The organism is Microbacterium sp. LRZ72 (assembly GCF_033792225.1).
GTDB lineage: Bacteria > Actinomycetota > Actinomycetes > Actinomycetales > Microbacteriaceae > Microbacterium.
The window spans coordinates 38387-51928 of the sequence record NZ_JANGEX010000007.1; the positions used below are offsets into that span (position 1 = coordinate 38387).

Genomic DNA, 13542 nt, shown 5'->3' on the forward strand with positions numbered 1-13542 from the left:
GCTAGTACTTCCTCTCCATGGGCTGGTAGCGGGTGATGACGACCGGCTTCCAGTCGAGTGTGATGTGGTCGTCGGCGTGCGACGAGTGCGGATCGCCCGTGAGGTAGGCCATCGTGTGCTTCATGAACTTCTCGTCGTCGCGGGTCGGGAAGTCGTCGCGCTGGTGGCCACCGCGGCTCTCCTCCCGGTTGCGCGCGGCCACGACGACGACCTCGGCGATGTCGAGGAGGAATCCGAGCTCGACTGCCTCGAGCAGGTCGGTGTTGTACCGCTTGCCCTTGTCGTCGACGTGCACGTTGCGGTAGCGGGTGCGCAGGTCCGAGATCACGTCGAGCACGTGCGACAGCGACGCGTCGGTGCGGAACACCTGCGCGCTCTTGTCCATCTCTTCCTGCAGCGCCTTGCGCAGCGTTGCGATGCGCTCGGTGCCGGGGTTGGCGCGCAGCCCCTCGATCAGCCCGCGCACCTCGGCGACGGGGTCGGCGGGGAGGGGGACGAAGTCGGCGGTCTTGGCGTACTCGACCGCGTTCTGCCCGGCGCGCTTGCCGAAGACGTTGATGTCGAGCAGCGAGTTGGTGCCGAGCCGGTTGGAGCCGTGCACCGAGACGCAGGCGCACTCACCGGCCGCGTACAGACCGGGCACGACGGTGTCGTTGTCGGCCAGCACCTCGGCGGCGACGTTGGTCGGGATGCCGCCCATCGCGTAGTGCGCGGTGGGCATGACCGGAACGGGCTCCACCACGGGGTCCACGCCCAGGTAGGTGCGCGCGAACTCCGTGATGTCGGGCAGCTTGGTCTCGAGCACCTCGGCGCCGAGGTGCGTGCAGTCGAGGAAGACGTAGTCGCGGTGCGGTCCCGCGCCCCGGCCCTCGGCGACCTCCTGCTGCATGCAGCGGCTGACGATGTCGCGCGGAGCGAGGTCCTTGATGGTGGGCGCGTAGCGTTCCATGAACCGCTCGCCCGAGGCGTTGCGCAGGATCGCTCCCTCGCCGCGCGCGCCCTCGGTCAGCAGGATGCCGAGCCCCGCCAGGCCGGTCGGGTGGAACTGGAAGAACTCCATGTCCTCGAGCGGCAGCTTCTTGCGCCAGACGATGCCCACGCCGTCGCCCGTGAGGGTGTGGGCGTTCGAGGTGGTCTTGTAGATCTTGCCGAAGCCGCCCGTGGCGAAGACGACCGACTTGGCGTGGAAGACGTGCAGGTCGCCGGTGGCGAGCTCGTAGGCCACGACGCCGGCGATGCGGGTGGTGCCCTCGTCGACGACGGTGATCAGATCGAGCACGTAGAACTCGTTGAAGAAGTTGATGCCGAGCTTGACGCAGTTCTGGAACAGCGTCTGCAGGATCATGTGGCCGGTGCGGTCCGCGGCGTAGCACGCACGGCGCACGGGCGACTTGCCGTGGTCGGCGGTGTGCCCGCCGAATCGACGCTGATCGATCTTGCCCTCGGGCGTGCGGTTGAACGGCAGCCCCATGTTCTCGAGGTCGATGACCGCGTCGATCGCCTCTTTGGCGAGGATCTCGGCGGCATCCTGATCGACGAGGTAGTCGCCGCCCTTGACGGTGTCGAAGGTGTGCCACTCCCACGAGTCCTCTTCGACGTTCGCCAGCGCCGCCGCCATCCCGCCCTGCGCCGCACCCGTGTGCGACCGGGTGGGATAGAGCTTCGAGATGACCGCGGTGTTGGCGTGCGGTCCCGCTTCGATCGCCGCGCGCATGCCGGCACCGCCGGCACCCACGATCACGACGTCGAACTGGTGGTGGTGCACGCCATCTGTCACCGTCGTGCCGGTCGTCGCTGTCGTCGTCACTGTCTCAGTTGCCTCTTCGTTGGTCGTGTCGGGGAGCGGATGCCGCGGCTAGGCCTGGCACTGCTCCCACAGGGTGCTGGCGGGTGTCACGCCGATGCAGGGGTCGAAGGTGAAGACCACCAGGGTGCCGAGCACGATCAGGAAGCCGGCGGCGAGCCCGATGGCCCACACCAGCACGCGGCGCGCGGTCGGATTGGTCACGTAGTCGTTCACGATCGTTCGCATGCCGTTGCCGCCATGGATGAGGGCGAGCCACAGCATCAGCACGTCCCACCACTGCCAGAACGGGTCGGCCAGCTTGCCGGCGACGAAGCCGAAGTCGATGCCGCTGATGCCGTCGCCCAGCATGAGGTTGACGAAGAGGTGACCGAAGATCAGCACGACCAGCAGCACACCCGAGGCGCGCATGTAGATCCAGCCCCACTTCTCGAGGTTCTTGCCGCGGCGACGTGGTGCGGTGTGCGGGCTGCGGGGAGCGGCGAGGGTGTCGGCGGTCATCAGTGGCCCTCTCCCGAGAAGACGTTGATCAGATGGCGCGGGGTGAACGCGAGCATCGTGACGACCCACACGCCGATGACGATCCAGAACATCTGTCGCTGGTACTTGGCGCCCTTCGACCAGAAGTCCACGAGGATGATGCGCAGCCCGTTGAAGGCGTGGTACGCGATCGCGCCGACGAGCGCGACCTCGCCGATCCCCATGATGGGGTTCTTGTAGGTTCCGATGACCGCGTCGTACGCCTCGGGGGAGACCCGGATGAGGGCCGTGTCGAGCACGTGTACGAGGAGGAAGAAGAAGATCGCGACGCCGGTGATGCGGTGCAGCACCCAGGACCACATGCCCTCCCGGCCGCGGTAGAGCGTGCCGGCGGGACGTTTGGACGTCGTGTCCGACATCGACGGCGAGCGGGTGTCTGCAGACACGGTCGTCCTCCCTGGTAGGTGCGAGGTCGCAGCGCGGGCGCCGACATCGGTACGCGGGCGCGCCCTCCATATTAGGACGGTTGCACGGGCGGATGACGATGAGGGTCACCTAACTCTCTCGATATCGAGATATCTTGCGGGCGGGCGTTCGCCGTGGGCGGTCGGGTGACTCTGACTACGCTGGCACCATGGCGCATGAATCCCTGCACGACTTCTACGCGGTGATCCCGGCCGGCGGCATCGGCAGCCGGCTCTGGCCGCTCTCCCGAGCCGACGCGCCCAAGTTCCTGCACGATCTGACGGGCTCGGGGCAGACCCTCCTGCGCGACACGTGGGATCGGGTCGCCGGCATCGCGGGGGAGGATCGCATCGCCGTGGTCACCGGGCGCGCTCACCGGGCGGCCGTGGAGCGGGAGCTGCCGGACATCCCCGACAAGAACGTCATCCTCGAGTCCGAGCCGCGGGACTCGGCCGCCGCGATCGGTCTCGCGGCCGCCATCCTCGTGCAGCGCGAGCCCGACGTGGTGATCGGGTCGTTCGCGGCCGACCACGTCATCCGCGGCACGCGCACCTTCGAGTTCGCGGTGCAGCAGGCGGTGCAGGTGGCGCGGGCCGGCTACATCTGCACGATCGGCATCCAGCCCTCGGAGCCCTCGGTCGGATTCGGCTACATCAAGAAAGCCGGCGAACTCGACGTCGACGGCGCCCCCGAGGCGGCAATGGTGGAGCGCTTCGTCGAGAAGCCGGATCTCGACACCGCGCGGTCGTACTACGCGGATCGCTCCTACCTCTGGAACGCGGGCATGTTCATCTCGCGCGCCGACGTGCTGCTCGAAGAGCTCGCCCGCAACCAGCCCGCGCTCCACGCCGGCCTGATCGAGCTCGCGGAGGCGTGGGACGACCGTGACCGCCGCGGGCCGGTGGTGGACCGGGTGTGGCCGACGCTGACGAAGATCGCGATCGACTACGCCGTGGCCGAACCCGCTGCCGAGCGCGGTCGGCTCGCGGTGATCCCCGGCCACTTCGACTGGGACGACGTGGGCGATTTCGCCAGCCTGGCCAAGCTCAACTCCCACGGTGGCAAGAACGAGCTCGCCATCCTCGGTGAGAACGCCCGCGTGCTGGCCGACGCCTCGAGCGGCATCGTGGTCTCGCAGACCTCGCGCGTGATCAGCATCGTGGGGGTGCAGGACATCGTCGTGGTCGACACAGAGGACGCGCTGCTGGTCACGACGAGCGAGCACGCGCAGCGGGTCAAGGGCGTCGTCGACGCCCTGAAACTCACCGGGCGCGGCGAGGTGCTCTGACGCCGATCGCGTCGCGACACCCGGTGTCCGCCGCCCTGAGATCGCGTCTTTATAACCATTCCCTCTCGGCGGAGCCCGCCGGACTGTGGGACGGCCGCGCACGGGGTAGCGTTTCGTCGTCAGGTCCCGAGACGGTCGGGACCTTGCGAGTCTTTGGAGGACACTGTGAGGATCACGAAGAGGACCGCGTTCAGCGGTCTCGCGATGGTCGGTGCGGCTGCGCTGCTCGCCGGCTGCGGCTCGGCGCCGGAGGAGACCGACGGCGACGGCGGCGGTGAGGCGCTCGACTACCTGCCCTGTATGGTCTCGGACTTCGGTGGCTTCGACGACCGGTCCTTCAACCAGCTGGGCGCCGAGGGCCTGCAGGCCGCGTCCGACGAGCTCGGCGTCGAGCCGATCCTCGTGGAGTCGCAGGCCGAGACCGACTACAACGCCAACCTGCAGAACCTGGTCGACCAGGGCTGCGACACCATCGTCACGGTCGGGTTCGCGCTCGCCCCGGCCGCGCTCGAGTCCGCGCAGGCGAACCCCGAGATCGAGTACGTCTCGATCGACGACACGGTCGACACCGACTTCGATGGTGAGACCGACGCCGAGAACATCAAGCCGCTCGTCTTCGACACCGCGCAGGCGGCGTTCCTCGGCGGCTACCTCGCGGCGGGCATGACCGAGACCGACGTCGTCGGCACCTTCGGCGGCCAGAACTTCCCGACCGTCTCGGTCTTCATGGACGGCTTCGCGCAGGGCGTCGAGTACTTCAACGAGACCAACGGCACCAACGTCGAGGTCATCGGCTGGGACCGTGAGGAGCAGGACGGCTCCTTCACCGGTGGGTTCGAGGCCAACGACACCGCGCGTCAGATCGCGCAGGGCCTGATCGACCAGAACGTCGACGTCATGATGCCGGTCGGCGGGCCGATCTACCAGTCGGCCGCCGCGGCCATCCGCGACGCGGACCGCGAGATCGCCCTCATCGGCGTCGACGCCGACGTGTATGAGACCGACCCGTCGGTGGGCGACCTGCTGCTGACCTCGGTGCTCAAGGGCATCGACGTCGCGGTCGAAGAGGCGATCCTCGAGGCCGGCAACGACGAGTTCGACCCGTCGCCCTTCGTCGGCACCCTCGAGAACGACGGTGTGGGACTGGCGCCGTACCACGACTGGGAGGGCGAGGTCCCCGAGGACCTGAACGCCGAGATCGAGGCGCTGCGCACCGCGATCGTCGCCGGCGACATCCAGGTCGATTCCTACCTCGCGGAGTAGGACGCACCTGGCACGAGGGGAGGTCGGTCCCGCCGGCCTCCCCTCGGTCGTCCCGCGGGGTATCATCCGTGACGCGGGTGTTCGAGAAGGAGGATCGGCATCATGAAGCTCGAACTTCGCGGGATCACGAAGACTTTCGGCCCCCTGGTCGCGAACGACCACATCGATCTCACCGTCGAGGCGGGCGAGATCCACTGCCTGCTCGGCGAGAACGGCGCCGGCAAGTCCACGTTGATGAACGTGCTCTACGGCCTGTATCAGGCGGATGGCGGCGAGATCCTCCTTGACGGCGAGGTGCAGCATTTCGCGGGCCCCGGCGACGCCATGCGCGCGGGCATCGGAATGGTGCACCAGCACTTCATGCTGATTCCGGTGTTCACGGTCGCCGAGAACGTGATGCTCGGACACGAGCAGACCGGGTTCGCCGGACGGCTCGACCTGAACGCCGCCCGCGCCAAGGTGCGTGAGATCTCGGAGCGGTTCGGCTTCGACGTCGACCCCGACGCTCTCGTCGACGATCTCCCCGTGGGCGTGCAGCAGCGGGTCGAGATCATCAAGGCGCTCTCCCGCGATGCGCGGGTGCTCGTCTTCGACGAGCCGACCGCCGTGCTCACTCCGCAGGAGACCGACGAGCTGATGCAGATCATGCGCCAGCTCAAGCAGAGCGGCACGTCGATCGTCTTCATCACCCACAAGCTGCGCGAGGTGCGCGAGGCCGCTGACCGCATCACGGTCATCCGCCTGGGCAAGGTGGTCGGCGAGGCGGAACCCTCGGCATCCAACGCCGAGCTCGCGTCGCTGATGGTGGGACGCGCTGTGGAGCTGACGGTGCAGAAGCAGCCCCCGGCCCTGGGTGAGCGCGCGCTGACCGTCGACGGCCTGACCGTCGTGGACGGCGACGGACACATCGTGGTCGACGACGTCTCGTTCGACGTGCACGAGGGCGAGATCCTCGCGATCGCGGGCGTGCAGGGCAACGGTCAGACCGAGCTCGCCGAGGCGCTCGTCGGTCTGCAGGAGAACGTGCGGGGCGCCGTCGTGCTCGACGGCTCACCGCTGGCGGGTCAGAGCGTGCGCCGGGTGCTCGATGCGGGAGTCGGCTTCGTGCCGGAGGACCGCAAGGAGGACGGGCTGGTCGGCACGTTCACGATCGCCGAGAACCTCATGCTCGACCGGTCTCAGGAGCCCCCGTTCGTCAAGGGCGGCGCGTTGCAGCTGTCGGCCCTCTCGGCCTTCGCCGACGAGAAGGTCGCCGAATTCGACGTGCGCGCGCCCTCGGCGCAGGCGACGGTCGGCACGCTCTCGGGCGGAAACCAGCAGAAGGTCGTGCTCGCGCGCGAACTCAGCCGCGATCTGCGGCTGCTCGTCGCGTCGCAGCCGACCCGCGGGGTCGACGTCGGCTCGATCGAGTTCATCCACAAGCGCATCGTCGAGACCCGGGATGCCGGCATCCCCGTCATCGTCGTCTCGACCGAGCTCGACGAGATCAGCGCCCTGGCCGACCGGATCATGGTCATGTACCGCGGCCGAGTCGTCGGCATCGTCCCGGGTGATACCCCGCGCGAGACGCTCGGCCTGATGATGGCCGGCGAGGCCCCGAACCACGAGGGAGCGGCCGCGTGAGCACCATGCCCGACGGCACCACGAACATCGGGACGACCGGCAGGCAGGAGCCGAACCGGTGGGAGCGCGCCCTGCGCGAGATCACCACCGGCAACGCCATCATCTCGGTGCTCGCCATCGTGCTGGCGCTGATCGTGGGCGCGGTCATGATCGCGTTCACGGATGAGGGCGTGCAGGCGTCGGCCGGCTACTTCTTCGCCCGGCCCGGCGACACCTTCGTGGCGATCTGGGAGGCCGTCTCCGGGGCGTACGTCGCGTTCTTCCAGGGCGCGGTCTACAACTTCCGAAGCGCCGAGTTCGCCTCCGGCATCCGCCCGCTCACCGAGACGCTCACCTTTGCGACGCCCCTGATCGCCGCCGGCCTGGGCGTGGCCCTGGCGTTCCGCATCGGCATGTTCAATATCGGCGGTCGCGGCCAGATGCTCATGGCCGCGGCGGCCTCGGGATACGTCGCCTTCGCCGTCGATCTGCCGTGGGGCCTGCACATGCTGGTCGCGCTTGCGGCGGGACTGGCCGCCGGCGCCCTCTGGGCCGGCATCGCCGGCGTGCTGAAGGCGCGCACCGGCGCACACGAGGTGATCGTCACGATCATGCTCAACTACATCGCGTTCTACCTGGTGTCGTGGATGCTGCGCACTCCCGGCCTGCTGCAGGCGCCCGGCTCGTCGAATCCCGCGACGCCCCCCATGGCGGACACCGCGGTGTTCCCACAGCTGCTCGGCCCGCGCTACAACCTGCACTTCGGCTTCGTGCTCGCGCTCGTCGCCGTCGTGGTGGTCTGGTGGATCCTCGAGCGATCGGCCCTCGGATTCCAGTTCCGAGCGGTGGGCGAGAACCGGCACGCCGCCCGCGTGGCGGGCATCAGCGTGCCGCGCATGTACATCTACGGCATGCTCATCTCGGGGGCGCTCGTCGGCCTTGCCGGCGTCAGTCAGGTGCTCGGCACCGTGACCACCGGCTTCTCGAGCGGGATCGACGCGGGCATCGGCTTCGACGCGATCACCGTGGCGCTGCTCGGACGTTCCACCCCGTGGGGCGTGCTCGCCGCCGGGGTGCTGTTCGGGGCCTTCAAGGCCGGTGGATTCGCCATGCAGGCGGCCGAGGGCGTGCCGATCGACATCGTGCTCGTCGTGCAGTCGCTCATCGTGCTCTTCATCGCCGCGCCGCCGTTGGTGCGCACGATCTTCCGGCTACCCGCTCCGGGCGGGCCGAAGAAGCGGCAGCGGCCCGTCGTCTCGACGACCGCCCGCGACGGAAAGGCGGATGCCCTGTGAGCACCGTGACCCCCGCGTCCCGCGAGGCCGCGCGCCCCGATCCGGAATCCTCGGCGCGGCCTGTCAGCCGCAAGGCTCCGATCGGCTTCGCCGCGGTCACCGTCCTCGCCGCCCTGCTGTTCCTGCTCGCACCCCATGACGGTGCCGCACTGTTCCGCGTCTCGGGCGGCGGCGACGTCATCCAGGTGCCCGAGTTCGAACTGGATTCGGGCATCACCACGATCGTGGTGCTGATCCTGATGGTCCTGCTGACGGCCGCCGCGGCGCTGCTCGTGCAGCGGCGGCGACGGGTTCCCCTGTGGCTGATCGTGCTGTTCGCGCTGGCGTTCATGATCGGGTTCCTCACCTGGGCCGCCGCGGGAGCGTCGACGCACGTCATCCCGCTCTCGGGGCTGCTCGCCGGGGCGATCAGCCTGTCGGTGCCGCTGATCTTCGGCGCCCTCTGCGGTGTACTGAGCGAGCGCGTCGGCGTCATCAACATCGCCATCGAGGGGCAGCTTCTTGCAGGCGCGTTCACGTCGGCCGTCGTGGCGACCGCCACAGGTCAGCCGCTGCTCGGGCTGGTCGCGGCCGGCATCGCCGGCATGCTCGTGGCGTTCGTGCTCGCCGCCTTCGCGATCGTCTATTTCGTCGACCAGATCATCGTCGGCGTCGTGCTCAACGTGCTCGTCATCGGGCTGACGAGCTTCTTCTTCTCTCAGGTGCTCGCCCCGAACCAGGCGGCGTTGAACACGCCGCCCCGGTTCGAGCGCATCGACATCCCGCTGCTGGCCGAGATCCCGCTGATCGGACCGATGTTCTTTCAGCAGACGATCATCGTGTACCTGATGTACGTCGCGATCGCCGCGGTGTACGTCGGGCTGTTCCACACCAAGTGGGGCCTGCGCCTGCGCGCGGTGGGCGAGCACCCCCAGGCCGCCGACACGGTCGGCATCAACGTGCGCCGCACCCGCTTCTGGAACGTGTCGCTGGGCGGGGTGATCGCCGGCATGGGCGGCGCCTTCTTCACCCTCGGCTCCGTGGGCGCGTTCAACAAGGAGATGACGGCGGGAGCGGGCTTCATCGCGCTCGCCGCCGTGATCTTCGGCCAGTGGGATCCGATCAAGGCGACGCTCGCGGCGCTGCTGTTCGGCTTCGCCTCGAACCTGCAGAACACGCTCGGGGTGATCGGCTCGCCGGTGCCGAGCGAGTTCATGCTCATGCTGCCCTATGTGGTGACGATCTTCGCGGTCGCCGGCCTCGTGGGCAGGGTCCGCGGTCCCGCCGCGGCCGGCAGACCGTATATCAAGGGATGAGATGACCGACATCGACTGGGATGACCTGCGCCACGTGGCCACCGAGGCGATGAGGCGCGCGTACGTGCCGTACTCGCGCTTCGCCGTCGGCGCCGCCGCGCTCGTGACCGACGGACGGATCGTCGCGGGCTGCAACGTCGAGAACGCCTCCTACGGCGTCACCCTGTGCGCCGAGTGCGGGCTGGTGTCCGACCTGCACATGTCGGGCGGCGGCCAGCTTGTCGCGTTCGTCTGCGTTGACGGCGAGGGCCGCACTCTGATGCCCTGCGGTCGGTGCCGGCAGCTGCTCTACGAGCACGCCGTGCCCGGGATGCTGCTCGAGACCGTCTCGGGCATCCGCACGATCGACGAGGTGCTGCCCGACGCCTTCGGGCCGCGCGACCTCGAGGACGCGGGGCGCCGGTGACCGCGGCATCCGCCCGGGAGCCTTTCGACGCGGTCGACGTGATCCGTCGGGTGCGCGATGCTCGACCGGTGCCGCACGACGAGCTGCGCTGGATGATCGACGCGTTCACCCGCGGGTACGTTTCGGATGCGCAGATGGCCGCCTTCGCGATGGCCGTGCTGCTGAACGGTCTGGGGCGGGAGGAGATCCGCGTGCTGACCGATGCGATGATCGCCTCGGGGGAGCGGATGAGCTTCGCGGGGCTCGGCAAGCGCACGGTCGACAAGCACTCCACCGGCGGTGTGGGTGACAAGATCACCCTGCCCCTGGCGCCGCTCGTGGCATCGTTCGGCGTGGCGGTGCCCCAGCTCTCGGGCCGTGGCCTGGGCCACACCGGGGGCACGCTCGACAAGCTCGAGTCGATCCCCGGCTGGCGCGCGGCGCTGTCGAACGACGAACTGCACGCGCAGCTGCGCGACGTGGGCGCCGTGGTCTGTGCGGCCGGCTCCGGCCTGGCTCCGGCCGACAAGAAGCTCTATGCGCTGCGCGATGTGACCGGCACGGTCGAGGCGATCCCGCTGATCGCGTCGAGCATCATGTCGAAGAAGATCGCGGAGGGCACGGATGCCCTGGTGCTCGACGTCAAGGTCGGTTCGGGTGCGTTCATGACCGACATCGCGAGTGCACGCGAGCTGGCCGCCACCATGGTCGCCCTCGGTGCTGACTCCGGGGTGGCGACGACGGCTCTGCTGACCGACATGGAGACCCCGCTGGGACGCACGATCGGAAACGCGAACGAGGTGCGCGAGGCCGTCGAGGTGCTCGCCGGGGGCGGGCCCGCCGACGTCGTCGAGCTGACGGTCGCCCTCGCGCGCGACATGCTGGCGCTCGCCGGGCAACCGGACGTGGACGTCGAGGCGGCGCTCGCCGATGGCCGGGCGATGGACACCTGGCGCGCGATGATCCGCGCCCAGGGCGGCGACCCGGAGGCCGCCCTGCCCGCGCCCCGCGAGAGCCACACCGTCTTCGCCGACCGCGACGGAGTGCTCGAGAGCATGGACGCCCTGGCGTTCGGGGTTGCGGCGTGGCGGCTGGGCGCCGGACGTGCGCGCGCGGAGGATGCCGTCATCCACGCCGCCGGAATCGATCTGCACGTCACCCGCGGCGCACGGGTGCGCGCGGGCGATCCCGTGTTCACGCTGTCGACCGACGAGGACGAGCGCTTCGGGCGCGCCCTCGAGGCACTCGACGGAGCGTGGATCATCGGCGACGATGGGGATGCCGCGGCGCCCCGCCCGCTGGTCCTCGACCGCATCACCGCCTGACCTCCCTCATCCTCACCCACCCACGGAAGGGCCCGCGCTCATGACGATCGACGCCGACGGCGACATCACCCTGCAGGGCGTTTCAGTGCGCTCCCTGCCCAAAGTCAGCCTGCACGACCATCTCGACGGCGCCGTGCGCCCCGAGACTGTCGTGGAGCTGGCGGACGAGGAGGGAATCGACCTGCCCGAGACCGACGCCGACGCCCTCGCGGACTGGTTCGCCGAACGGAGCGACTCGGGCTCGCTGGTGGAGTACCTCACGACCTTCGAGGTGACGACGGCCGTGATGCAGACGTCGGCCGGCCTGACCCGCATCGCGCGCGAGTTCGTGCAGGACCTCGTCGCCGACGGCGTCGTCTACGGCGAGGTGCGCTGGGCCCCGGAGCAGCACCTGAACGGCGGGCTCTCGCTCGACCAGGCCGTCGAGGCCGTTCAGGCCGGGCTCGAGCAGGGCGAGGACGACGCCGACCGGGAGGGCCGCAGCATCCGCGTGGGGCAGCTGATCACCGCCATGCGGCACACGGATCGCTCGCTCGAGATCGCCGAGCTCGCCGTGCGGCATCGGGAGCGCGGGGCCTCGGGCTTCGACATCGCCGGTCCCGAGGACGGCTTTCCGCCCTCGCGACACCGGGCGGCATTCGACTACCTCGCGGCGAAGTTCTTTCCGGTGACCGTGCACGCCGGCGAGGCGGCGGGGCTGGACTCGATCCGCTCGGCCCTCATCGACGGGCGCGCGCTGCGGCTGGGTCATGGGGTGCGGCTCGCGTCGGACCTCGAGGTGCTCTCGCGCTCGGGCGACGAGGTGCGGGTGAAGTTCGGGTCGATGGCGCGGTGGGTGCGCGATCGCGAGATCACGCTCGAGCTCTCGCCGTCGTCGAACCTGCAGACCGGTGCGATCGAGGCGTGGGGCGAGGAGCTGATCGACCACCCCTTCGACCTGCTGTACCAGCTCGGCTTCTCGGTGACCGTGAACGTCGACAACCGGCTGATGAGCGGCACCTCGCTCACCCGGGAGCTGGCGCTCCTGGCGCGCACGTTCGACTATGACCTCGACGATCTCGAGGCGTTCCAGCTGAACGCGGCCGCCGGGGCGTTCCTCACGGTGGAGGAGCGCGAGGAGCTGATCGATGTGATCGCGGAGGGCTTCGCCGCCTGAGCCGCGGATGCCGGGGGCCCGGCCTTCGCGCCCCTTCCCCGGATGTCCCACCTTTTCATGCCACCGCAGCGCGGTGACATGAAAAGGTGGGACATATGCCGCGCCTGGGGATGCTCTCCCCAGGCGCGTCGGGCGGCGGGCTGTCCCCGGAGCGCGTGATCGGGCCGGCGCGGGCGCCCCTGGGGCACGCACGATGGGGCATGCCACGTCGTCGAGCCCCCGTTCCCGAATTGCGTCGCGCCCTGAGCCACCACGAGGCCCTCGACCTCGGCATCAGCCGGGGTCGCCTCGCCTCGCCCGCGCTCCAGCATCCGTTCTGGGGCGTCGTTCGTGAGCGTCGCCTGAACGTCGACGAGGCGGAGTTCGCCCAGCGGTGCCATGACTACGCCGCCCGGATGCCGCGGCACCAGTTCTTCTCGCACGGCACCGCGCTTCGCCTGCACGGCGCCCCGGTGCCCTTCGGAGTCGCCGAGCAGTTGCACGTCGCGACCCATCGCCCCGCACGCGAACCGCGCACGCGAGGGATCACCGGCCATCGGCTGCAGGCGCGCGATGACGCCGCGGGGGTCGTCGACGGCCTGCGCGTCGAGCATCCGGTCCGTGCCTGGCGTCAGGCCGGCGCGAGTTGGGGCGCGCTCGCTCTGACTCAGGCGGGCGACTTCCTGCTCGCCCGGCGCCGGCCCCTCGCGACCATCGAGGAGCTGCGCGCCGAAGTGGCGACCATGGGCGGTACGCCCGCGCTGCGTCGCGCGCTGACGCAGGTGCGCGTGGGGTCCGAATCGCCGCGCGAGACCGAGCTGCGCCTCATACTCGTGGCGGCGGGTCTTCCCGAGCCCGAACTCAACGTCGACATCCGCGTGGGCGGGGCGACCGCATCCGGCCGTTTCGTCGCCCGCCTGGATCTCTTCTATCGCCGCTACGGGGTGGCGGTGGAGTACGACGGGAGACAGCACGCCGCGGACGCGCGTCAGTTCGCCCGCGACGCCGACCGCTGGGATGCGATCCGGGACGCGGATGTGACGCTCGTGCGGATCCTCGACCACCACCTGGCCGACGGCGGCCGAGCGGCGGTCGCCAAGGTGCGCGCGGCGCTGCGTCGGCGGGGCTACCCCCGGTGACCTCCCGCATGTCCCACCTTTTCACCGCTAGGCGGCCGGGTGTGCTGAAAAGGTGGGACATGGTCG

Annotated in this window: 12 protein-coding genes; 9 read left to right on the forward strand and 3 right to left on the reverse strand. The window is 69.7% G+C overall.

Features of this window, described 5'->3' with window-relative positions:
- Position 1 precedes the first annotated feature (1 nt).
- From sdhA to sdhC, 3 genes are read right to left on the reverse strand one after another with little or no spacing between them, the layout of a single operon-like run.
- Positions 2–1807: a succinate dehydrogenase flavoprotein subunit gene (gene sdhA / locus M4I32_RS09175; RefSeq protein WP_319034185.1), complete on the reverse strand. Its 1806-nt coding sequence runs from the start codon at positions 1805–1807 to the stop codon at positions 2–4.
- A gap of 48 nt (positions 1808–1855) precedes the next feature.
- Positions 1856–2305 (reverse strand): succinate dehydrogenase hydrophobic membrane anchor subunit, encoded by a 450-nt coding sequence (locus tag M4I32_RS09180; protein WP_319034186.1) that lies wholly within the window; start codon positions 2303–2305, stop codon positions 1856–1858.
- The gene (sdhC, locus tag M4I32_RS09185) at positions 2305–2703 is read right to left on the reverse strand and encodes a succinate dehydrogenase, cytochrome b556 subunit (protein WP_319034301.1); all 399 of its coding nucleotides are present in this window, start codon (positions 2701–2703) and stop codon (positions 2305–2307) included. Before sdhC ends, M4I32_RS09180 begins: the two co-directional genes overlap by 1 nt.
- Before the next feature lie 215 nt (positions 2704–2918).
- Here sdhC and M4I32_RS09190 point away from each other — a divergent pair, with 215 nt between their 5' ends.
- The 9 genes from M4I32_RS09190 to M4I32_RS09230 all read left to right on the forward strand — a co-directional run bounded on the left by M4I32_RS09190 (position 2919) and on the right by M4I32_RS09230 (position 13476).
- The gene (locus tag M4I32_RS09190; protein WP_319034187.1) at positions 2919–4037 is read left to right on the forward strand and encodes a mannose-1-phosphate guanylyltransferase; all 1119 of its coding nucleotides are present in this window, start codon (positions 2919–2921) and stop codon (positions 4035–4037) included.
- A 165-nt stretch (positions 4038–4202) separates the two neighbouring features.
- On the forward strand, positions 4203–5300 hold the full coding sequence (locus M4I32_RS09195) for a BMP family lipoprotein (protein WP_413466807.1): 1098 nt from the start codon (positions 4203–4205) through the stop codon (positions 5298–5300).
- 102 nt (positions 5301–5402) lie between these two features.
- A complete protein-coding gene (locus M4I32_RS09200) occupies positions 5403–6923 on the forward strand; it encodes an ABC transporter ATP-binding protein (RefSeq protein WP_319034188.1) in 1521 nt (506 codons plus the stop codon).
- Between the two features lie 5 nt (positions 6924–6928).
- Complete coding sequence (locus M4I32_RS09205) at positions 6929–8197, forward strand: ABC transporter permease (protein WP_319034303.1); 1269 nt, start codon at positions 6929–6931, stop codon at positions 8195–8197.
- On the forward strand, positions 8194–9492 hold the full coding sequence (locus M4I32_RS09210) for an ABC transporter permease (RefSeq protein WP_413466808.1): 1299 nt from the start codon (positions 8194–8196) through the stop codon (positions 9490–9492). The genes M4I32_RS09205 and M4I32_RS09210 overlap by 4 nt, the downstream gene beginning before the upstream one ends.
- 1 nt (position 9493) lies before the next feature.
- Entirely contained in the window at positions 9494–9898 is a 405-nt protein-coding gene (locus tag M4I32_RS09215; protein ID WP_319034189.1) for a cytidine deaminase, read from the forward strand.
- Positions 9895–11202, forward strand: coding sequence for a thymidine phosphorylase (locus M4I32_RS09220; protein ID WP_319034190.1), 1308 nt, complete (start codon positions 9895–9897; stop codon positions 11200–11202). The genes M4I32_RS09215 and M4I32_RS09220 overlap by 4 nt, the downstream gene beginning before the upstream one ends.
- Positions 11203–11242: 40 nt before the next feature.
- A complete protein-coding gene (locus M4I32_RS09225; RefSeq protein ID WP_319034191.1) occupies positions 11243–12358 on the forward strand; it encodes an adenosine deaminase in 1116 nt (371 codons plus the stop codon).
- Positions 12359–12558: 200 nt separating this feature from the next.
- Positions 12559–13476 (forward strand): hypothetical protein, encoded by a 918-nt coding sequence (locus M4I32_RS09230; RefSeq protein ID WP_319034192.1) that lies wholly within the window; start codon positions 12559–12561, stop codon positions 13474–13476.
- Positions 13477–13542: the final 66 nt, after the last annotated feature.